General features: G+C 53.1%; 17 protein-coding genes. 9 read left to right on the top strand and 8 right to left on the bottom strand.

From position 1 onward, the window contains the following. Nucleotides 1–224 precede the first annotated feature (224 nt). The 3 genes from ftsP to parC all read right to left on the bottom strand — a co-directional run bounded on the left by ftsP (nt 225) and on the right by parC (nt 4821). A complete protein-coding gene (ftsP, locus tag PZBJ_RS14280; RefSeq protein WP_101763013.1) occupies nt 225–1652 on the bottom strand; it encodes a cell division protein FtsP in 1428 nt (475 codons plus the stop codon). A 119-nt stretch (nt 1653–1771) separates the two neighbouring features. Continuing rightward, complete coding sequence (locus PZBJ_RS14275; protein ID WP_101763012.1) at nt 1772–2509, bottom strand: 1-acylglycerol-3-phosphate O-acyltransferase; 738 nt, start codon at nt 2507–2509, stop codon at nt 1772–1774. Between the two features lie 41 nt (nt 2510–2550). After that, nucleotides 2551–4821, bottom strand: a complete 2271-nt coding sequence (gene parC / locus PZBJ_RS14270) for a DNA topoisomerase IV subunit A (RefSeq protein WP_101763011.1) — start codon at nt 4819–4821, stop codon at nt 2551–2553. Nucleotides 4822–5228: 407 nt separating this feature from the next. Between parC and PZBJ_RS14265 the strand changes: the two genes are divergently transcribed. The 6 genes from PZBJ_RS14265 to PZBJ_RS14240 all read left to right on the top strand — a co-directional run bounded on the left by PZBJ_RS14265 (nt 5229) and on the right by PZBJ_RS14240 (nt 10574). Beyond that, entirely contained in the window at nt 5229–6791 is a 1563-nt protein-coding gene (locus PZBJ_RS14265; protein WP_101763010.1) for a BglG family transcription antiterminator, read from the top strand. A gap of 17 nt (nt 6792–6808) precedes the next feature. After that, a complete protein-coding gene (locus PZBJ_RS14260) occupies nt 6809–7279 on the top strand; it encodes a PTS sugar transporter subunit IIA (protein ID WP_061720482.1) in 471 nt (156 codons plus the stop codon). A 24-nt stretch (nt 7280–7303) separates the two neighbouring features. Next, nucleotides 7304–7618: a PTS fructose transporter subunit IIB gene (locus PZBJ_RS14255; protein WP_101763009.1), complete on the top strand. Its 315-nt coding sequence runs from the start codon at nt 7304–7306 to the stop codon at nt 7616–7618. An 11-nt stretch (nt 7619–7629) separates the two neighbouring features. Further along, nucleotides 7630–8721: a PTS fructose transporter subunit IIC gene (locus PZBJ_RS14250; RefSeq protein WP_101763008.1), complete on the top strand. Its 1092-nt coding sequence runs from the start codon at nt 7630–7632 to the stop codon at nt 8719–8721. A gap of 9 nt (nt 8722–8730) precedes the next feature. After that, a complete protein-coding gene (locus tag PZBJ_RS14245) occupies nt 8731–9582 on the top strand; it encodes a class II fructose-bisphosphate aldolase (protein WP_101763007.1) in 852 nt (283 codons plus the stop codon). A 128-nt stretch (nt 9583–9710) separates the two neighbouring features. Further along, on the top strand, nt 9711–10574 hold the full coding sequence (locus PZBJ_RS14240; RefSeq protein ID WP_101763006.1) for a ketose-bisphosphate aldolase: 864 nt from the start codon (nt 9711–9713) through the stop codon (nt 10572–10574). Nucleotides 10575–10712: 138 nt separating this feature from the next. Here the strand turns inward: PZBJ_RS14240 and PZBJ_RS14235 are convergent, their stop codons facing one another. Then, entirely contained in the window at nt 10713–11477 is a 765-nt protein-coding gene (locus PZBJ_RS14235) for a transporter substrate-binding domain-containing protein (RefSeq protein WP_101763005.1), read from the bottom strand. 163 nt (nt 11478–11640) lie between these two features. Between PZBJ_RS14235 and PZBJ_RS14230 the strand changes: the two genes are divergently transcribed. Together PZBJ_RS14230 and PZBJ_RS14225 are read left to right on the top strand one after the other, a co-directional pair. Beyond that, nucleotides 11641–12219 (top strand): NAD(P)H-dependent oxidoreductase, encoded by a 579-nt coding sequence (locus PZBJ_RS14230; protein WP_008103382.1) that lies wholly within the window; start codon nt 11641–11643, stop codon nt 12217–12219. Nucleotides 12220–12250: 31 nt separating this feature from the next. Then, complete coding sequence (locus PZBJ_RS14225) at nt 12251–12559, top strand: putative quinol monooxygenase (protein WP_008103384.1); 309 nt, start codon at nt 12251–12253, stop codon at nt 12557–12559. A gap of 83 nt (nt 12560–12642) precedes the next feature. On the opposite strand, the gene PZBJ_RS14220 is transcribed toward PZBJ_RS14225, so the two are convergent. The 4 genes from PZBJ_RS14220 to PZBJ_RS14205 form a co-directional block, all read right to left on the bottom strand. Continuing rightward, the gene (locus PZBJ_RS14220; protein ID WP_101763004.1) at nt 12643–15777 is read right to left on the bottom strand and encodes an Ig-like domain-containing protein; all 3135 of its coding nucleotides are present in this window, start codon (nt 15775–15777) and stop codon (nt 12643–12645) included. 206 nt (nt 15778–15983) lie between these two features. Next, on the bottom strand, nt 15984–16856 hold the full coding sequence (locus tag PZBJ_RS14215) for an OmpA family protein (RefSeq protein WP_101763003.1): 873 nt from the start codon (nt 16854–16856) through the stop codon (nt 15984–15986). Between the two features lie 67 nt (nt 16857–16923). Further along, nucleotides 16924–19128: an Ig-like domain-containing protein gene (locus PZBJ_RS14210; RefSeq protein ID WP_101763002.1), complete on the bottom strand. Its 2205-nt coding sequence runs from the start codon at nt 19126–19128 to the stop codon at nt 16924–16926. 266 nt (nt 19129–19394) lie between these two features. Next, nucleotides 19395–20294: a LysR substrate-binding domain-containing protein gene (locus tag PZBJ_RS14205; RefSeq protein WP_101763001.1), complete on the bottom strand. Its 900-nt coding sequence runs from the start codon at nt 20292–20294 to the stop codon at nt 19395–19397. Nucleotides 20295–20443: 149 nt separating this feature from the next. Here PZBJ_RS14205 and PZBJ_RS14200 point away from each other — a divergent pair, with 149 nt between their 5' ends. Next, entirely contained in the window at nt 20444–21862 is a 1419-nt protein-coding gene (locus tag PZBJ_RS14200) for a tetratricopeptide repeat protein (protein ID WP_240632914.1), read from the top strand.

Here is a 21862-nt window from a genome sequence, read left to right as displayed (position 1 = left end):
AGACGGGTGCTACGAGGTATGGTGGTACAGCACAAAAGTGGGGGTGATCGACCTGAAGAAAAAGTCGATCACCATGGGTAAAGGATGTTAAAAAGTGTTCACCATGTCCCCGAACACCTGTTTACCATGTCCCCGGACTGTACATGCGGGAGAGGGAACCGTAAGGTGCGTTTTGCTCGATCTGCTCCCTCGCCCGCTTGCGGGAGAGGGCTGGGGTGAGGGCATTAAGACGCTGAATTCACCAATAACTGCCCCGCCGTCCCGCGATCTGCCATCTCTAACGTCTGGCTGTAATAGACAAACGGGAAGTGATCCGACGAACTCTGCGGGAAGCTCACCAGCAGCTCCACGCTGCCATCCACCCAAACGGTATCTTTCCAGCCGCGATCTTCGCCCATCGGCTGCGCGCCATTGACGTTCTTAATCAGGAACATCACGCCCTGAATATGCAGCGATTGCGGGCGATCCGCGTGGATAATCCAGCGCTCAAAGGTGCCCTGCTGCACGGTGGTATCGATGCGGTTCATGTCCCACAACACGCCGTTAATGCCCGGCTCGCTATCGCCAATGCGGAATTCGCGCGTGCGCACCGCCACACCATCAAGAATTTGATCCGCCAGCAAACGCATCGGCAGATTGTCAGTCACCAGCGGCAATAAACCGGTTGGGCGTAAGCTCAGCACCAGCGTATTGGTCAGAATCGATGACGGCTCAAACAATCCGCGCAGGCGATCCATCAAACCCGCCGCCGTTCCGGCCATGATCGAAACTTCATCGCCCTGCGACATATCCACCAGCACTTCACGACGTTCGCCGGGAGCCAGCGTCAGCAGCTGCACCGCCACCGGCGCAGGCAGGAAGCCCTGATCGCTGGCGATCACCGTAAAGGGACGATTATCGGAGAAGGTGAGATCGAAGCGGCGCGCGTTCGAGCCGTTCAGCAAACGCAAACGCACCCAGCCGCGCGAGACTTCGACATAGGGATTTTGCACGCCGTTCACCAGCAGCACGTCGCCCATAAAACCGCCGCTGGAGGGCGGGTTATAAACCGGCGTGGCGAAGTTATCGAGGCGCTTGTCCTGAATAATCAGCGGGAAATCATCGACGCCATAATGCTTCGGCAGCGGCAGCGATTTACTGACGTCATCTTCCACCAGCCACATGCCGGCGAGTCCGTTGTAGACGTGCGGCGCCATGCGATTTGGCGTATTGGCGTGATACCACAATGTGCCCGCGCCCTGACGAATCGGCAGCACCGGCGCCCAATCAGCTCCGGCCGACATCATGCGCGGCGCACCGCCCATTAACGCGCCCGGCACCTGCAAACCGCTGACGGTCATCGATACCGGTTCGTTGAGGCGGTTGCTGTAAATCAGCTTCACATCGTCGCCGCTATACACACGCACCGTTGGGCCGAGATACATGCCGTTAAAGCCCCACACCGGCACTTTGTTGCTGTTGCCGCTGAACGACCAATGGCTGCGCTGCAAGGTGAGAAACAGCGGCTGACCGCGACGGGATTCAATCAGCGGTGGAATAGGAAGTGGCGTATCGCCCAATGGCGCGGCGGCGCGGGCGGCGAAAGGCATAGCACCGGAAGCCAGTGCGACACCGGCAGAAAGCTGAATAAACTGACGTCTGCTGCAAGACATAAAACTTCAGACCTTTTGAGCGTGGCGTGAGGACGCCGTGTCCATGTTGTTCTAATTAATGATGAGTTGCTGTGTGGCTTGAGAACGGGGCAGATGATCACCTGCCCCATTTTGGCTGCTCAGAGTTTACCGTTTTTTTCGCGTTCGGCGACTTCGGCGTTCAATTCTTCCAGTTTAGTCGACATTAATTCACGGCAGTGCGTGGCGAGCTTACGCACCGAGGTGGTGGCAAACTGCGAGGTATCGACCGGCGGCAACATCTCCACAATCACCAAACCGTTGTTCCAGCGGTTCAGCTTGATCTTGTCGTGGGTGTTGGAAACCACAATCGGGATGATCGGCACACCGGCGGCTACCGCTGCATGAAACGCACCGGTTTTGAACGGCAGCAAACCACGACCGCGGCTGCGCGTCCCTTCCGGGAACATCCAGAACGAAATGCGCTTTTTGTTGAACTGTTCCACCAACTCACCGATGGTGCCGTGCGCTTTGGAGCGGTTATCACGGTCAATCAGCAGGTTACCGGTCAGCCAGTAGAGCTGGCCAAAGAACGGAATCCACAGCAGGCTTTTCTTGCCCACGGTCACGGTGGTCGGCTGCACGATTTTAGCCGCCGTGATCATGTCGTAGTTGTTCTGGTGGTTAGCGATATAGATCGCGTTGCCATAATGCGCGGCTTCCGCCGGTTTACGCAGTTCCACTTTGAGACCAAACACCGTCGACAGACGACCGAGCAGATGGCCGAAGGTTGCGACGTGACGCGGATTACGCGGTGAAAACAGACACCAGATACAGCCAACAATACTGACCAGAATCGAATAAACAATAACAATAATTGCTCGTAAAATTAGTAACATAGATTCCTCAAATGGGGCATTCCATCGCCTGAATTACAGCGTTACTCTTCACTCACGTCGGCTTTCGGACGCGCTGGTGCATTCACTTCTACGCTATCGATGCGTTGCAGGCCACGCGCCACGCTGCCGCGACGACCGCGCTCGGCACGCACTTTCTGCAGATCTTCATCACGCATGATCAGCTTACGTTTACCGACATATACGGTGATTGACGCGCCCGGCGGCAGAATCAGCAACCATTGTAGTTTGTCGGTGCCCGCCGCGGCTTCCGCTGCAGGAATCGAAATGATCTTGTTGCCTTTGCCTTTCGACATCTGCGGCAGATCGCCAACCGGGAACATCAACATGCGTCCGGCCTGGGTAATTGCCAGCAGCATATCATCGCCCGAATGTACCGCCATTGGCGTCATCACTTTGGCGTTTTCCGGCAGCGTCAGCAGCGCTTTACCGGCACGGTTGCGCGACACCAGATCGGCAAAGGTACAGATGAAACCGTAACCGGCGTCAGAGGCCATCAACAGCTTCTGATCGTCGGGCTCCATCAGCACCTGCTCAATCACCGCGCCCGGCGGTGGCGTCAGTTTGCCGGTGAGCGGCTCGCCCTGTCCGCGCGCGGACGGCAATGAGGTCGGATCCAGCGTGTAGCTGCGTCCGGTGGAGTCGATAAAGGCCACCGGCTGATTGCTCTTGCCGCGTGCGGCGGCCAGATAGCTGTCGCCCGCTTTGTAGCTTAAGCCCGCCGGATCGATATCGTGGCCTTTGGCGCTGCGCACCCAGCCCATTTGCGACAGCACGATGGTTACCGGCTCAGCGCTCACCAGCTCGGTTTCGCTCAGCGCTTTGGCTTCTTCGCGCTCGTGCAGCGGCGAACGGCGATCGTCGCCGTAGGTTTGGCTATCGGCCAGCAGCTCTTTCTTCAGCAAATTGCTCATCTTACGCTCGGACGCCAGAATCGCCTGCAGCTGATCGCGCTCTTTTTCCAGCTCCGCCTGCTCGCCGCGAATCTTCATCTCTTCCAGTTTGGCAAGATGGCGCAGTTTCAGTTCGAGAATCGCTTCGGCCTGGGTTTCGCTGATGTCAAAACGCGACATCAGCACCGGCTTCGGCTCATCCTCGGTACGGATGATGTGGATCACTTCATCAATATTGAGGAACGCCACCAGCATACCTTCAAGAATATGCAGGCGACGCAGCACGCGATCTAAACGATAGTTGAGGCGGCGCGTCACGGTATCGCGGCGATACACCAGCCATTCAGAGAGGATTTCCAGCAGGTTTTTCACCGCCGGACGGTTATCCAGTCCGATCATATTCAGGTTAACGCGGTAGCTTTTTTCCAGATCGGTGGTGGCAAACAGGTGATTCATCACCTGCTCGAGATCCACGCGATTGGAGCGCGGCACAATCACTAAACGCGTCGGGTTTTCGTGGTTGGACTCATCACGCAGATCTTCCACCATCGGCAGCTTTTTATTGCGCATCTGGTTAGCGATCTGCTCCAGCACGCGTGCGCCCGACACCTGATGCGGCAACGCGGTGATCACCACATCGCCATCTTCTTTTTTCCACACAGCACGCTGACGAATCGAACCGCGTCCGCTTTGATAGATTTTACGGATTTCGCTGCGTGGCGTGATGATCTCCGCTTCGGTCGGGTAATCCGGACCTTGCACAATATCCAGCAGCTCATTCAGCGTGGTTTTCGGGTTGTCGATCAGCTTGACCGCTGCTTCCGCTACTTCGCGCAGGTTATGCGGCGGAATGTCGGTCGCCATCCCCACGGCGATGCCGGTGGTGCCGTTGAGCAGAATGTTGGGCAGACGCGCCGGCAACATCTTCGGCTCCTGCAGGGTGCCGTCGAAGTTCGGAATGTAATCGGACGTGCCCTGACCGAGTTCACCCAGCAGGATTTCAGCGTATTTAGACAGGCGCGATTCGGTGTAACGCATCGCGGCGAAGGATTTCGGATCGTCCGGCGCACCCCAGTTTCCCTGGCCATCCACCAGCGGATAACGGTAGGAGAACGGCTGCGCCATCAACACCATCGCTTCATAACAGGCGCTGTCGCCGTGCGGATGGTATTTACCCAGCACGTCACCAACGGTACGCGCCGATTTTTTGAATTTGGCATTGGAATTGAGACCCAATTCCGACATGGCATACACAATACGGCGCTGCACTGGCTTGAGACCATCGCCGATGTACGGCAGCGCGCGGTCCATGATCACGTACATGGAGTAGTTCAGGTACGCGTTTTCGGTAAACGTGTGCAGGGCAAGACGCTCTGCACCATCCTGCGTCAATTCGCTCATTCAGCTCGCATCCTCACTTCGTGGCCCGCAACGGCGGGACATCCGGCGGTCATTTGGCGAGGATATTACCTTATTCGTGCGGTTTAGTCACAGAGAAGCCCGTTCAGCAAACAGAATCGTCTTGCATTAAATAGCGTGATATTGGTTGGAAAATTAAAACGGAATGGGAGCCATGTCACAGTGAATATCGGCAATAATCTGTGAGCAACTTCGCAATTAATATCGCGAGGCATTTAGCGTATTAATGGTGTCCGCAAGCCGGGACAACATTTAGTATTGTTGCTTAGTGATTACTCTCCTAAATTCATACTCCACAAGCCCCACATTTTTGCGCGTCTGATTTCTGGCATGGAATAAATATAACCACCAATTAGCCATAAACGTTTTGCCAAAATAAGGGTGAACGAATGCAAATACTGACTTCGCGACAACACCGATTAGTAAAATTGCTGCTGCATCATGCCGCACCGCAGCCGACAAAAGAATTAGCTTTACAGCTTGGCGTGTCGGAGAAAACCATCCAGCGCGATTTGCAATGGCTGGAGAGTTGGCTTCGCGACTGGTCGCTGCAGCTGGAAAAAATGCCGGGACGCGGCATACGTCTGCGGGTAGACGATCTGCAGCAGCGTCTGCAACTGGAGCAGCAGCTTAACGGCGACGAAAGCAGTTCGGATGCGCTGAGCCACAACAGCCGACGGGTGAAGATTGCCTCGCAGCTGCTGAGTGATGCGCCACGCGCGACTTCAATCAGTAAATTGTCGGAACGCTACTTTATCAGTCATGCGTCGATCGTGAATGACCTGAAGGTGATCGAGGAGTGGCTGCAGCCGCTGGGTTTGGTGCTGCAGCGCGGCCCCGGCGGCACCCACATCGAAGGCAATGAGCAGACGTTGCGCCAGGCGATGGTGTCGCTAATTAATGATGTGATGCAGCAGAACGTCGCCGGCACGCCGCTGCTACCACGCCTCGACCCCGGCAGCCAGCAAGCGCTGGTGCACTATTTTGGCGACGAGGATGTGGCTTTTGTGCAGGCGCTGCTGCAGCAAATGGAGCAGCAGCTGAGTTATCCGTTGGGCGACGCGTGGTACCTCAATCTCTGCACCCATATTCTGATCATGATGCATCGCATGGCGCAAGGTAACGCGCTGGCGCTGGAAACCCTGACCAGCGCGCAGGATCTTGACCAGCGCATTCTGAAGATTGCCCAAAACATGGTGGTGCAGATTGAACAGCGCATGTGCTGCGCATTGCCAGCCGATGAAGTGGGTTTTATTTATCAATATATTGTCTCGTCCGGCATTGTGGTGGAAGAACGTGGCGATAATGCCCCGCTGCATAATCAATTTTCCACCGCTGAATCAGTGAAAATAACCTGTGAATTAATCGATCGCTTCGCGTCATTTATTCAGCAGGACTTAGCGCAGGACCGATTATTATTTGAAGGGTTATTAGTTCATATAAAGCCATTATTAAATCGACTCAAATATCATATTCATATTCGTAATCCGCTGCTGGAGGATATTCAGCAGGAGATGAAGGAAATATTTTCATTAACGCAACAGGCGATGCAATTAACCGCGCGCAGCCAGGGACTTTCATCGGTGGCGGATGACGAAATAGGTTATCTGTGCGTGCATTTCCAGGCAGCGCTGGAGCGACAAATCGCCCACAAACGCATTCTGGTGGTGTGCTCCAGCGGCGTGGGAACCTCGCATCTTTTGAAGAGTCGCATTCTGCGCGCCTTCCCGGATTGGGAGATTGTCGGCGTGGTTTCCGCCAGTAATCACGCGGAGTTTTGCCAGCGAGAGACGGTGGATTTGGTGATTACCACTATTCACCTCAACGCCGGAGCGGTTCCGGCGGTGTATGTCAGTGCCTTTTTTAACGATGACGATATTCGGCGGGTGACTGACGCCATGATTGGCAGCCAGCTGCCCGACGGCGCCTCCTGCGCTTTGGCTGAACATTAATTGAATGAGGATTGATCATGGATATTTCGCGCATTCTGACGCCACGCCGCGTTAACCTGGCGCTGACCGCCACCACCAAAGAGCAAGCGATTCATGAGCTCACCGATTTGCTCTACCACGACGGCGCCATCAGCGACCGCGCTGCCTTTATTGAAGACGTCTGGCTGCGGGAAGCTGAAGGTTCCACCGGCTTCGAAAATCATATCGCCATCCCGCACGGTAAATCCGCCGCGGTGAAACAAACCACGCTCGCCATCGGCCGCACCCAACACGACATTCCGTGGGAAACGCTCGATGGCAGCCAGGTGCGCTGCATCATCCTGTTCGCGGTGCGACTGGAAGATCAGAACACCACCCATATTCGCCTGTTGTCGCAGGTGGCCAGTGCGCTGGCCGATGATGAGGTGATAGCCCAACTGCTGGTGGAAAACGATGCCAGCAATATCATCCGGCTGTTTAGTCAGTACGCCGAAACCGACCTCTGTTAACACCCTAACTCTCTGAGGTGACACATGAATATCGTCTGTGTAGCGGCCTGCACGGCAGGCATCGCGCATACCTACATTGCGCGCGAAAAACTGATTAAAGGGGCCCACGCGCTGGGCCACACCATCCACGTTGAAACTCAGGGCACCATCGGCACCGAAACGGCGCTGACGCAGCAAGATATCGCCGCTGCGGACGTGGTGATCCTCGCCGTTGACGTGAAGATCAAAGGCGAGGAGCGCTTTCAGGGCAAACCCATTGTGCGAGTGAAAACCGAAGTAGTGATCAAATCACCGGTGAAATTCCTCGAAAAAGTGGCGGATTCACTGGCGCGCGCCTGAGGAGATCCATCATGAGTGACAACAAACGTCAGTACGGCCAGGAGATCAAAGGGCATTTGCTTACCGGGATCTCGTGGATGATCCCGCTGATCGTCGCCGCCGGGATCTGCATCGCGCTCGGCCAAGTGATCGGCGGGCCGGATGTCGGTAAACAGACCGGCACCCTCGCGTGGATGTTGAATCAGATCGGCGGTTGGGGCATGGGGCTGATTGTGCCGTTGATCAGCGCGGCGATTGCTTACTCGATTGCCGATCGTCCCGGCTTCGCGCCTGGCCTGATCGTCGGTTTTATCTGCGGGCAGATCGGTACCGGCTTTATCGGCGGCATCTTCGGTGGCTTCCTGGTCGGTTACACCGTGCTGCTGCTGCGCCGCACCATTAAGTTGCCGAAATCGATGCAGGGCTTGATGCCGATTATGGTGCTGCCGGTGCTGAGCACCATTATCGCCGGGCTGCTGATGATGACCTTCATCGGCCAGCCGATTGTCTGGCTGCAGAAGGCGCTGATTGCCCTGCTGGAGTCGATGCAAGGCGGTTCGAAATTTGTGATGGGCGCGATCCTCGGCGCGATGGCCACCTTCGACTTCGGCGGTCCGGTGAATAAAACCATGTCGCTGTTCGCCGACGGCATGCTGGTTGATGGCATTTACGGACCGGAAGCGGTGAAGTTTGTCGGCTCAATGATTCCGCCGTTCGGCATCACGCTCTCTTATCTGCTGAGCCGCAACAAATATACCAAAGCGGAAAAAGAGGCGCTAAAAGCCGCCTTCCCGATGGGCATCTGCATGATTACCGAAGGCGTGATTCCGATTGCAGCGCGCGACCTGTTCCGCGTGGTCGGCAGCTGCGTGGTGGCCTCCGCCATCGCCGGTGGGCTGATTATGGTGTGGGGCGTCGGCGCACCAGTGCCGCACGGCGGCATGTTTGTGGTGCCGCTGTTCACCAAACCCTGGCTGTTCTGTTTGGCACTCGGTATCGGCACCACGGTGTGCGGCGTGATGCTGTCGGTACTGAAAAAGCCGGTGACGCAGGCGGATGAAGAGTTCGATGACGTGGAAGCCCCCGGCGTCCGCGATGAAGAGATCAAATTCACTCTGGAATAAGGAGCCACCATGTTTGCCATGATGAACGACCTGATTCAGGCCGCCGCCCAACAGCGCTATGCGGTGTTAGCGATCAACTGCTTCAACCTTGAAACCGCGCGCGCCGCCATTCAGGCCGCCGAGCAGCAGCGTGCTCCGCTGATCCTCAACGTTTATCAGGGACACAGCGCGCACTTCCCGCCTGCTGTCGCGGTGCCGTTAGTGCGTGCGCTGGCCGAGACCGCCAGCGTGCCGGTGGCGCTGGCACTCGATCACGGCAAAGCCTTTCCGCTGATTGGTCAGGCGTTTCGCGCCGGTTTTACCGGCTTAATGATTGACGCCTCCTCGGAGCCGCTGGCCGAGAACATTCGCCAGACCGCCGCCGTGGTGAAAATGGCGCATACCGCCGGCGTGTGCGTCGAGGGCGAGCTAGGACATATCGCCGATGCGCCAACCTACGAACTGGCTGATGCCTCAGTGAAGATGACGCAGGTGGCCGATGTGCTGCCGTTTATCGAACAGACCGATATCGACCTGCTGGCGATCTCGGTTGGCACCGCACACGGGCTTTATCCGGCAGGTGTGAAGCCAAAGATCGACTTTCAGCGCTTGCAGGAGTTGCAGGCGGTTTCTTCGCGACCGCTGGCGCTGCACGGCGGATCGGGCACGCCCGCTGAGGATATTCGCCGCGTTAGTGAGTTTGGCGTTGCCAAGATCAACGTCGGCGCGGCGGTGTTTGATGCCGGAAAAATGGCGGTGGAACAGGCCTTGAAGCAGCATCCTCACGCTGAGTTAGCCGATGTGCTCGGGCTGATGGAGTCCGCCTGCCGCGAAGTGGTGGCGGAGTATCTGAGCTGGTCGGGATCGGCGGGCAAGGTTTAGTCATCAGGTTGGTTGGTGTTCGCCATGAATGGCGACACAAGGTCGCAATATCAATTTTACATTCATATCCACTATCGGGTCGGCGCATGCGTCGGCTCCGGTAAACATCACGCTGAGGAAATATTAACATGTTGATTTCAATGAAAGAGATGTTGGCACCGACTCGTGAGCACCGCTACGCGATTGGCGCTTTTAATGTGGCCGACAGCTGCTTTATCCGCGCGGTAGTTGAAGAAGCTGAAGCTACCCATACGCCGGCGATCATTTCCATCCATCCAAGCGAGCTGGAGTTTGTCACTGATGAGTTCTTTGGCTATGTGCGCGAGCGCACGCTGAAAAGCAAAGTGCCGTTCACCATCCACCTCGATCACGGTGCGTCCATTGCTCAGGTGCTGCGCGCTATTCAATGCGGCTTTACCTCAGTAATGATCGATGGTTCATTGCTGCCTTATGAAGAGAACGTGGCGCTGACCAAAGAAGTGGTGAAACTGGCGCATGCGGTGGGCGTTTCGGTGGAAGGTGAACTCGGCACCATCGGCGATACCGGCACTTCAGTGGAAGGCGGCGTGAGTAAAGTGATCTACACCGAACCGGCGCAGGCAGAGGATTTCGTGCAGCGCACCGGTGTGGATACGCTGGCGGTAGCGATTGGCACCGCGCACGGCATCTACCCCAAAGATATGAAGCCTGAGCTGCAGATGCATATCCTCAGAGACATTGCGCAGCGCACCACTATTCCGCTGGTGCTGCACGGCGGTTCAGCAAATCCGGATGCCGAGATCGCGGAAGCGGTGACGCTGGGCGTGGGCAAAATCAATATTTCCAGCGACATGAAGTTCGCCTATTTCGCTAAGCTGCGCGAGATTCTGGCGCGCGAAACCTGGTGGGATCCGAATGTGATTTATCCCGATGCCATTGCGGCGGCGAAGGAAGTCATTCGCTACAAAATGAATCTGTTTGGCGGGTTGGGTAAGGCGAGTTTGTATCGCTGAGTTAAGTAGTAAGCCTGGCATCTTCAACGTGCTCGGCAATGCGCAATAAATTGCACCGCTACGGTATGTGCAGATATTAAGTATGGTAATCAGCCACGCGCACATATTTGTAGCGGCGCGATTTATCGCGCTCTTTTGTTATTTAGTCGCACCCAACCATTGTTTAGCAATCTGCGCGTATTCGCCGGTGGCGGTGCTGAGATGCAGCCACTGATCGACATACAACTTCCAGCTCATATCATCGCGCGGGATCATGTAGGCCTTCTCGCCGTACTGCATCGGTTTGTCCGGATTGATGGCGCACAGCGCGGGATAATGCTGCTGCTGGAACAGCGCTTCAGACGCATCGGTGATCATTACGTCCGCTTTGTTATCCACCAACTGCTGGAAAATCCCCACATTGTCAGCCAGCTGCAGCGTTGCCTGCGGCAGATGGCTGTGCACGAAGGCTTCGTTAGTGCCGCCCGCCGGTTCGATCACGCGCACGCTCGCCTTGTTAATCTGTTCAACCGTCTGATATTTCGCTTTATCAGCACAGCGCACCAGTGGAATTTTTCCATCGACACCGAGCGGCTGAGCAAACCAGGCGATCTGCTGACGCTTGAGGGTGACTGATACGCCGCCCAATGCGATATCACACTGCTTGGCCACAAAATCATCGCTCAGGGTTTTCCATGTGGTTGGCACCCACTGCACTTTTGCGCCCAGACTTGCCGCCAGCGATTGCGCCATGCTGATATCCAATCCTTCGTATTGGCCATCGCTGCGCAAATAGCTATATGGCTTGTAATCACCGGTAGTACAGACTTTTAAGGTTTTGCTTGCGCGGATGTCATCGAGGTGGGATTGCGCCTGAGCAGCGCCCGTCACCATAAGTAATGCACTCAGTATCGCGGTTTTCATGTTTTCTTCTTTTATGGGAGTTGATGTTGGTTTGCTCACGGATTGTTTCATAACCCTGCGTATTATTGCTTTATTAGCAAAAGTGTTGTGATCGATCACGCATTTTTCTCGCTGCTGCGCGCGCGTAGAGTGTGCGGCATCAACGAGAAACGGAGCGGATGACATGAACTTTTTAATTATCGATGGTGGCAAAACCTTCGCCCATTCGAAAGGCGAACTGAACCATACCTTAACTGACGTCGCAGCCAGCCAGTTGCGCGATCTTGGTCATCAGGTACAGGTAACGATTGCCGATAGCGACTACAACGTGGCAGAAGAAGTGCAGAAATACCTCGACAGCGATGTGGTGATCTATCAAATGCCCGGCTGGTGGATGGGCGAGCCGTGGACAGTAAAAAAGTATATCGATGATGTCTTCACCGAAGGTCACGGTTCACTGTATGCCAGCGATGGCCGCACACGCAGCGATGCCGGTAAAAAATACGGCTCCGGCGGCCTGATTCAGGGTAAGAAATACATGCTGTCATTGACCTGGAACGCTCCGCTGGAAGCCTTTAACGATCCCGAGCAGTTTTTTGAAGGCGTGGGCGTGGACGGTTTGTATCTGCACTTCCACAAGGCCAACCAGTTCCTCGGTATGGAAGGTTTGCCGACCTTTATCTGTAACGACGTGATTAAAATGCCGGACGTACCGCGCGATATCGAACGTTATCGGACTCATCTCAGCCAGATCTTTGCTTAACTGTAAGCACCCAGGGAAAAGAGGAAGCACTATGTTAACCGTCGTTGCAGAGATTTGTGTCAAACCGGGCCGTCGCCAGGTGGTTTTGGATGCGATTAATCAGCTGATTCCTACCGTGCTGGAAGAAGATGGCTGCCATCAATATGACGCATTAGTTGATCATCAGGCGCAAGTGCCGTGGAAACAGAATTCACCCGATTCCATTTTCATGCTGGAGCTGTGGGAATCACTGCGTCATCTGGAGCAGCATCAGCAGATGCCACACATGGATGCGCATCGCGCGTTGATTAAAGATGAAGTGGTCGATGTCAAGATCCTGGTGCTGGAAGCGGCTAAGTAAGCCGATTTTTTCTCGTTCATCATCATGCATAGAAAAAGCCCCGGTCTTACGATCGGGGCTTTTGTTTCGCAGCTAATCAGAAATTAGTGCTGTTGTTCCTGCAGCAGGTGCTGTGGAACCATCACTTCAGCATCACCACCGTTGTTCTGGTAAACGTTATATTCAACGCCTGCCACGGTTACGGTGCCATTTGCCTGGCTCCAGTTATTCACGTCTTCACCTTCCGGCAGGATGTCTTGCAAGGTCACTTCCTGCGCAGAATCCGAAATCATCAACTGCGTTTTACCGTTGTCGATGAATAACGAGTCATCGCTCATGGACAGAATATCCGTCAGTGACATGCTCATCAGCGCTTCGTTGAATGAGTCTGGGAACAGGTCGCCTGGATCGATAGGCTCTGGTGGAGTAACGTCGACGTTCACATCGAACGATTCTTCACCGGCCACTTCATTACCCGCCGCGTCACGGTAACCGAAGGAGATATGGTAGCTACCTTCAGCCAGTTCTTTGGTATCCAGTGTCCATTTGCCGTTGGTCACCACCGCGCTGCCGATGATTTCGGTACGCGCCGCATCGCCATAGACCACTACCACGGTGCCATCTTCTTTACCGGTACCGTTCAGCTTCATGACCTGACCGTTGATATCAGGAACAATTGGACGAGGATAGCCATCAACGTCAATGAACGTACCACCGGTGTATGTACCAGCCTGAGGCGCGGTCAGATCCACATCAAAGTTGATGCCGTCATTGATAGGGCCTTTCACACCTGAAGCGCTGACAGGTTGAACGCGGATATTGTGCGCACCTTCCGTCAGAGCAGGCAGATCAAAACTCCATTTCCCATCAACCACGGTTGCTGAACCGATCTGCTTATCGCCATCATAGATAATGACTTTAGACCCGTTTTCACCGGTACCGCGCACGGTTGGCGATTTATCATCAGTTACGCCGCCATCGAGGATCTGACCGGTAATTGCACCTACGTCATCCCACAATTCGAAGTCCTTGATTTCGCCCGGCATTTTGGTATCGATAATCAGTTCAATTGGATCGGAACGATCGGAGGTGTTGCCCGCCGGATCGGTAATTTCAACCACCACGTCGTACTCACCATCACCGATTGGATCGGTTGGGGTGACGGTCCAATCACCTTTCTCGTCGACTACGCCGCTACCAATGACCTGCTCTTTTCCATCTTTATCAATGATGATGATTTCCACAACGTCGCCCGGCGTAGCACCGCCACCGGTGAACTCCGGCTGGGTTTCGTCGGTTGGCGTGCCTGGCTGGATGACGCCCTGCTCATCACCGGTGTTATCGATAATGCCCGGAGCAACCGGTTTTTCAGGTGCAGTCAAATCCACCACGATGGTGACCGGATCTGAGAAGTCTGAACTTTTGCCGGTTTTTGGATCTTCGATTTTGATCTTCAGCTCATGCGAACCTTCTTCCAGTGGATCAAGCTCGATTTCCCATTTGCCATCTTTGCCTACGGTAGCAGAACCAATGACTTTATCTTTATCGTAAACATAAACAATTTCACCCTCTTCACCTGAACCGCGCAGCACTGGGGTATCATCGTTGGTAGCATCACCGCTCACCAGCGGACGCTCTTCTGCACCGTTGTTGGCAACGATCTCTTCGATCTGTGCCGGAGGCAGCGTTTGGGTATCAACAATCACAATGAACTCTTCTGATGGAGCAGAAGCAGCACCACCTTTGGAGACGGAATCTACGCGCAGTGCATGTTTGCCCTCGGCGACATCCAGTTCGTAAGACCATTCACCACGTGAGTTGGCAATAACGGTTGCAACTACTTTTTCACCATCCCAGATACGTACAATGGAACCGGCATCCGCTTTACCCGACAGCGACAGGGTGGTGTCGTCAGTGGTATCGCCTGATTTCAGCTCACCGGTTACGCGGCCTACGTCATCGTAAACACCTTCCAGTGAAGGCGCTTCAGGTGCAGTAGCATCCAGTTTCAGGATGAAGTTGTCTGATTTCGGACTCATACGACCGTAGCGATCCTGATACGCCACGTTGAAGATATAGGTGTCATCCGTGGTCAGTTCCGGTGTGAAGCTCCAACGGCCATCGCCACCTGCTTTCACGCTGCCGATCGGTGCTGAATCCGCACCGTAAATGAAGACCAGCGAGCCTGGCTTAGCCACGCCAGACAGCGTTGGGTTTTTATCGTCGGTGTATTGACCCGAAGTTAAGTGGTCAACATTCCCTTCATCGTCAATGACGCGCAGGATTTGCGGCGCTTCAGGTGCTTCGGCTTCAACATGCAGAATGATTTGAGTTGGAGCACCCCAGTTATGAGCGTTGTCACGAACGCGTGTCTGAAAATAATAAATCCCATCTGGCAACTCTTCGGATTTGAAGCTCCAGTTGCCTTCATTGTCAGCACGAAGAACATACGTTTCATTGTTCAAGGTAACTTGAATTTCCGCATTCGCTTCAACTTTACCGGAGTAATCAATGTAGTTCTTTTTGGTATATGACTCCCAGCCATTTTTAAATGTGCCGAAATCATGCGTATCAGCTACTGACTCTCCAGATTGTTGCAACTCTGAAGTTGGGCCTTCGGCTTTGACCACCGCGCCCGCTTCAACCACGACGACGAATGGCGCAGAGGCTGGGCTTTCGTGTTTACCCGCATCTTTAGCCACTACCGTCAGGCTGTGTTCGCCATCAGCCAATTCTGGAGTGATGGTCCATGCCCCCATGCTATTGGCTTTGACTGACGCAATCGGATCTTTTCCACCGTTGTCATACAGGTAAACGATCGCGCCCGGCTCCGCTACGCCTGAAATGACTGGCTTGTGTTCGTCGGTGATTTCGCCCGGATTCAAATTACCTTTATTGCTGCCAGTGTTGTCTACCACACGCCAGATTTCTGGCGCTTCTGGGGCCTGGGTATCCAGATTAACAATAAAGGAATTTGAATTTGATGGTGAGCGGTTACCCGCTTTATCGAGGGTGATCACCTGCACGGTATGTAAGCCTTCGTCCCAGCCCGCTGGCGGTGTGAAAGACCACTTACCATTTTCATCGATAGGTGCTTTGTAAACCACACCATCAATAAGAATTTCAACACGACCACCGGCATCTTTGAGATCGACTTGTATATCTTTCCAACCAAAATTTCTGTCGGTAATAGTACTGATTTTCATTTCTTTAATTTCATTAATACTGTTATTCGCCATGAATATATTCCTTTAAATATTTAGATTCGTGTTCCGGTTCCCTCCCGGAACGCAAGTATTCTCGACCAGTTAGTGAAATAACCAACACAGGACATGTCTTAATTAATGGTCTTTTAACGAAATCACTAATAAAAACCGGCGGCCGAAAAAAATGGTCTAAATTTTAAAAAATCAGACCATTGGTTAATTTTCAGAAAGTGATAAAACTATTTATTCTCCACACTGATAATTACACGACGTTCGCCTTGATAGCATGCTTTTTGCTGCTTCAGCGAGCCGGTGCACTGCGCCGTGACCTGACTTTCACCCATACTTTGCGAATGAATATGCTCGCTCGCGAGCCCGTTATTAACCAATAATTTCTTGATTGCATCCGCGCGGCGTTGACCTAACTTGATGTTGCTTTCCTCCTCCCCAATCGGATCGGTAAAGCCGGTGACTATAATGCGCTGTTCGGCTTTATTTTTGCTTTTCAACAAGGTCGCAAATTGTTGAATGGCGCTGTGACCCTGAGCGGAGATATCGGCACTGCTCGCACTACCAAAATTAAACAACAAATCCGATGAAAACTCATAATTATCATAAGACTGTGTAGTTCCAGGCTGGCACGGCACCACCGCTGACGCGCGGGAAAGCAAGTGAGTTTGCTGACGTGTTCCTACTAATTGCTGCTGAGCCTGTTCGCTATCCATCACCAGAGGACGGCCAGAACCGTCAAGGCTGGCAATAATATAATAGGTTTTGCCCGCCGCCAGATTATCGCGCCATGGCTGTTGCTGCTTGCCCTGATAACCCGGCGCATCATCGATATAGCTCCCCAATGAATGTACACCCGGTTTCAGGCAAAACACCGTGTAGCCACCGGTTAATAATGCCGTTTGGAATTCGCCATCAACATAGATGTGTGCTGCTTTGTTATTATTATCGTCTGTAGCACGATAATAAACGATGCGGGTTTGCTCTGAGGCCGCTGCAGGCATGGATTGCCAGGCTTTGCCAAAATTAGATTGCGCTTGGAGCGTTGCGCTGATGGACAATGACGCAAGCACCGTGGCAATAGCATATTTTTTAAGTTTCATTATAACTCCAGAAAACAGGCGCCAGACGACGCCTGTTTTTATTCTATTAATCGCAATGATGTGATAATTATTCAGATAAATAATGAATATCTAAATCCTTCAAAGCTGTAATATCGAGAGACATCACGCCGTCCACTGCAGAACTCTTAATATCCGCATCAAAAATCGTATTACTTAAAATGCTTTCATCAATATTATTGAGTAATGCAGATTCTTCCTGCACTTCATTGAATAACGTGTCACCGTTTGCCGAGAGCAGCTCAGATAATTCAACATGGCTGAGTAGATCAGGGAAGAGATCGCCCGGATCGATGGGTTCTGGTGGAATCGTATCGATCTCAACTTCAAATGCTTCGGTTTTGGCTGTTACTACGCCCTCAGCATTTTTAAATGCCGCTTCAATCTTGTAAACATCATCAGATAACTCTGGCGTGGCGATACTCCACTTCCCGTTCTCATCTACGACAGAGGAGAGGTAATAATGGTTATTGCTTCCACTGAGCCAAATATAAACGATATCGCCCGCGTTGCCGGATCCACCCACAAAAATCGTTGAATCATTCACCGCATCGCCGTTAGCAATAGGCTGTTTACCGATGAAATACTTTTCGCCGTTATCCAACATTTCATCACGATACACGTCGTCAACCGCGCCAGTTACCGGTACATCGGGATTCGGAATCACTTCCTTGCCGGGATCAATAGGGTTATTCGGATCGTTGATTTCGATAATGACTTTTTCTGAAGGCGCAGATTCATTACCTGCTGGATCCACTTCAATAATCTGGAATTCGTGATCGCCATTACCAATGGCTTTTTCTGGGGTGAATTGCCACTTTCCTTCGTCGTCGACAACGGTGCTGCCGATAACCTGTCCGTTATCAATGATTTTAATGATGTCGCCTTTTTCACCGACGCCAGAGAAGGTTGGCGTGCTGTCTTGCGTTTCGCCACCATTTTCAATCAACTTACCTTCATCATCAGCGATGGCACCAATGCCTTTATTTTCTGGTGCTACGGTATCAACCTCGATAATCCAGGCTTCGGAAGGTAGCGATTTATTCCCGACTTCATCCACGACGACGATGCTGAAATCATGTTTACCCTCTGCCAGCGTCGGGCTGGTGTAGGTCCAGTTACCCTCGCTGTCTACTTTGGCAGTGCCCAGCAACTGGCCATCTTTCCAGATTTCAACGGTAGCGCCCGCTTCGGCTTTACCCGCCAGCGTCGGCGTGTTGTCTTTGGTGATGCCATCTTTCACGATCTCTTTCGGCGGATTCACGCTGTCGTCCACCATGCTACCAATGGTGCCCTTGGCAGGGGCGGTCAGATCGATAACGAAGCTCCAGGCCTCGCTTGAATCGCCTACTACGCCACTTTCATTGCGTTCACGTGTGGTGATGCTGTGGCTACCGGCGCCCAATGCTTTACCAGGTGTAAAGGACCATGTGCCGTTTTCACCAACCGTGGTTTCACCAATTTTTGTGCTGCCATCCCAAATTTCAATGACATTCCCTTTGGTGCCCGTGCCGTTCAGTGTCGGCGTGGTGTCGTCGGTACGGCCGCCTTTCGCGATCAATCCGGTAATGCTGCCCACGTCGTCATACAGGCCGTTAACTACCGGGACGTTTACATTGCCGCCGCCGCTGTCGCCGCCACCTTTACCGCCGCCATCACCGCCGCCATCACCGCCCTTCCCGTTGTCCCCACCATTTTGATCGCTGCTGCCGTTTTCGTGAGCGTTTTTATCCTGATACTGCTCTTTGGCTGCCACGTAGCCCAGGCCGGCGGCCGCAGCGATAGCCGCCAATCCGCCTAAAGCGATCAACGCCGGGGACCATTCAAATCCTGAGGCCAGCATGAAACCAGAATCGGTATCAACCGTGCTCTCTCCAAGCGCTAATGCGGTGGTTTCGCCATCAGCAAATGCGGCAGCATCGTGATCGGCATCACCATCGGTAGCGACGTATTCATGCATGGCGCCATCTTCAGCTTTACCAACTAAAGCCCCTGATTTAGCGAAAAAGTCTTCGATAATCAGATCCGGTTCGCTGGCGTCGGATCCTTCCAGCATCACCAGCAAATCTTTCCCGACACGCTTAACGGTAATGTTTTCTGGTGCAACGCCGTCATTACCCTGGGTCAGCAAATATTTGCCGTTGGTAATAGCCTGAACTTTTGCAGCTTTACCGTCTTTACCTACACGCAATGCTTCCGCTTTCGTTATTGTTTTTTTATCAATAACCGCAACACTCACGGGCGAAACGTTCATGTTTAATCCCTTCCGTACATTAGATTTTGATTGTGCGATTGCGTACAAGCGCAACAATCTCCCTGGCTTAACCCACCTGTGCGGGCTCAAAGTGAGCGACATAATCGGGAAAGAGAGATTTCCGAGACATAAGAAACGTCCCGTTAGGAAAGAAAAAATTTCCCAACATTGACAGAAAAGTTATTAGTTAATTAACTATATGAATTAAAGCGTTTTTATGAATAAAGATATGAAGATGAAGGGTAAATAATCGAGCAGGAACAAGACTATAACAGATGATTTTCCTGAATTTTTTCGCGTAAAAAACTCAGAAAACAGGTAATGCGCGAGGTAAGGGATTGATTGCGATAATAGACCGCGTGGATGGGTAAACGCTGTTCACGGGTTTCCGTTGCCAAAACCTGTACCAAACGCCCACTCTCGCGATCTTCACGGCTGACAAAATCGGATAAACGTACGATACCTTGCCCAGCTAAAGCCAGTTGACGCAATGTTTCACCACTGGAGGCGGACAGCGTAGGTTTGATGCGCAGGAACTCGCCTTCGCGCTGCCAAACCGGCCAGACGTTGTGTACATCAAGCTGACTGAACCCCAACAGCTGATGGTTCGCCAGTGCATCAACATTTTCCGGTACACCAAACTTTTCAAGATAATCTGGGCTGGCTAACAGGCGTATGGCGCTGCTTCCGAGCACACGCGCACGCAGCGTCGAATCGCGCAGTTCGCCGATGCGAATAGCGATATCCGTTTGCTGCTCAAGCAGATCGATCACAATATCGTCGGTGTTCAATTCCAGCTGAATCAGCGGGTAGCGCTGACGAAACTCCGCCACCAGCGGCACAATGACGTGCAGGGTAAAAGGCGTATTGGCATTGACGCGTAAGCGTCCAGAAGGAATGTCCCGGCGCTGCGCGATCAGTTCTTCCGCCTGTTCAACCGACGCCAGAATCTGCCGCGCATGATCGAGAAAAATCAGCCCCTCTTCGGTCAATGCCAGGCGACGCGTGGTGCGATGCATTAAGGTGGTTTGCAGCTTACCTTCCAGCCGGCTAAGCGCACGGCTCACGCCAGAGCTAGTTTGATCTAACTGCTCCGCGGCTGATGTGATTGATCCGGTATCCACCACCGCAACCCAGGCACGTAACTCTTCCAGTGTTATTTTCAAATTCCCATCCTTAAAGATCGAGACCTGTCTTAGCGCGGTTTCTGACACTTTTGACTTAAATTACGCCACTTTATTCGCGGCAGGATATCACAATGCGCCATAAACCTCGGGTGGCTAACGATTTACGTCAGCAACAAGCGGTAACCCAGTTGCTGAAGCAAGGGCGACAGGAAGAAGCCTGGCGTAAGATTCGGGCACACCTGACGCTTGCTCCCTACGATGGCTGGTTCCTTCATGAAGCCGCACGGCTTGCACGGCGCAACGGCGATCTGGATACGGCGCAGCGCTATTATCAGCGGGCGCTAAAACTTGCGCCAACAGATGCGGGATTACTCAACGGTCTTGGCCTAACCCATTATGACGCCGGGTGCTGGAGCGAGGCGGAAGCCTGTTATCAGGCTGCGCTGCAATCACATATGGGCTATGCCGCCTGTCACAATAACTACGCTATTTTGCTGCATAAACAGCAGCGCTATCACCTTGCTTTAGATCAGTATCGATTGGCGCTGCAAAGCCAGCCTGATTATACCGAAGCCCGCTATGGCATAAGTACGTTGCTAGCGCACATGGGCCAGCTACAAGAAGCAGAAAGTCAGATGCAGCAAGTATTGCAAGTGCGTGACGCCGATCAACGTTGCCGAAATTCGCTCGGCATGGTTCAACTACAACAAGGCAACTTCGCTGCTGGCTGGTCTAACTATCAGGCGCGTTATGCGCCCGATAATCCCGATCGCTTCTTTACCTTACCGAAACTCCCTATTCGCTACTGGCAAGGAGAGGATCTGCGCGGCAAAACGCTGTTGGTAAGGACCGAGCAAGGCATGGGGGACGAAATTCAGTTTTGTCGTTATCTCACACGCGTTAAAACTGAAAAACATGCGGTAAAAGTAATCATGCTGGGTAACAAGTCCTTAAAATCATTGATGGTTACGCTGCCGCACCTCGATAATTATCTGACACGGGAAGATGTACAACACACGTTGCCGCCGGCAGATTACTGGTGCTCTCTACTGGATTTACCGCAGCACTTCCTCAACTCAACACAGCCCTTTAGCGCGCATCATCCCTATCTGTTTAGCTCTGCAGAACAACAGGCGAGGTGGCCGATTAAGGGGAACGGGAAAAAAATTGGTATCGTATGGAAAGGCGCCAGCGGGCATAAGAATGATAGCCAACGATCGCTTGCGCACCTTTCACAGTTTGCACCTTTATTTGACCTGCCTGATATCAACTGGATTAGCTTGCAAAAAGGTGCAGGTGAAGAGGAAATCGCTGACTTCCCACACATACAGCCGCTTGGTGCCCAATTCACTGATTATCAGGATACCGCCGCGGTCATTTCACAACTGGATTTGGTGATTGGTGTAGATACGTCGGTGATCCACTTAGCAGGGGCGATGGGGATACCTTGCTGGGTATTACTTCCCGCCTGGGCGCGAGACTGGCGCTGGTTGGAAAATCGCGATGAATCGCCGTGGTATCCGCAAATGAGATTGTTTGGGCGCGGGCAGGATGAAGAGTGGAGCACGGTTATTACGCGGATTAAACAGGCATTACAGCAGCAATAA

Source organism: Pantoea endophytica, assembly GCF_002858935.1.
GTDB lineage: Bacteria > Pseudomonadota > Gammaproteobacteria > Enterobacterales > Enterobacteriaceae > Pantoea > Pantoea leporis.
This window is presented reverse-complemented; position numbering and strand designations above follow the sequence as displayed.

Excerpts from the sequence above, each read along its gene's own strand:
- PZBJ_RS14245 (WP_101763007.1), top strand. The coding sequence starts at position 8,731 with ATGTTTGCCATGATGAACGACCTGATTCAGGCCGCCGCCCAACAGCGC.
- PZBJ_RS14255 (WP_101763009.1), top strand. The coding sequence starts at position 7,304 with ATGAATATCGTCTGTGTAGCGGCCTGCACGGCAGGCATCGCGCATACC.
- PZBJ_RS14230 (WP_008103382.1), top strand. The coding sequence starts at position 11,641 with ATGAACTTTTTAATTATCGATGGTGGCAAAACCTTCGCCCATTCGAAA.
- PZBJ_RS14220 (WP_101763004.1), bottom strand. The coding sequence starts at position 15,777 with ATGGCGAATAACAGTATTAATGAAATTAAAGAAATGAAAATCAGTACT.
- parC (WP_101763011.1), bottom strand. The coding sequence starts at position 4,821 with ATGAGCGAATTGACGCAGGATGGTGCAGAGCGTCTTGCCCTGCACACG.
- PZBJ_RS14250 (WP_101763008.1), top strand. The coding sequence starts at position 7,630 with ATGAGTGACAACAAACGTCAGTACGGCCAGGAGATCAAAGGGCATTTG.
- PZBJ_RS14210 (WP_101763002.1), bottom strand. The coding sequence starts at position 19,128 with ATGAACGTTTCGCCCGTGAGTGTTGCGGTTATTGATAAAAAAACAATA.
- PZBJ_RS14240 (WP_101763006.1), top strand. The coding sequence starts at position 9,711 with ATGTTGATTTCAATGAAAGAGATGTTGGCACCGACTCGTGAGCACCGC.
- PZBJ_RS14275 (WP_101763012.1), bottom strand. The coding sequence starts at position 2,509 with ATGTTACTAATTTTACGAGCAATTATTGTTATTGTTTATTCGATTCTG.
- PZBJ_RS14265 (WP_101763010.1), top strand. The coding sequence starts at position 5,229 with ATGCAAATACTGACTTCGCGACAACACCGATTAGTAAAATTGCTGCTG.
- ftsP (WP_101763013.1), bottom strand. The coding sequence starts at position 1,652 with ATGTCTTGCAGCAGACGTCAGTTTATTCAGCTTTCTGCCGGTGTCGCA.
- PZBJ_RS14215 (WP_101763003.1), bottom strand. The coding sequence starts at position 16,856 with ATGAAACTTAAAAAATATGCTATTGCCACGGTGCTTGCGTCATTGTCC.
- PZBJ_RS14235 (WP_101763005.1), bottom strand. The coding sequence starts at position 11,477 with ATGAAAACCGCGATACTGAGTGCATTACTTATGGTGACGGGCGCTGCT.
- PZBJ_RS14225 (WP_008103384.1), top strand. The coding sequence starts at position 12,251 with ATGTTAACCGTCGTTGCAGAGATTTGTGTCAAACCGGGCCGTCGCCAG.
- PZBJ_RS14260 (WP_061720482.1), top strand. The coding sequence starts at position 6,809 with ATGGATATTTCGCGCATTCTGACGCCACGCCGCGTTAACCTGGCGCTG.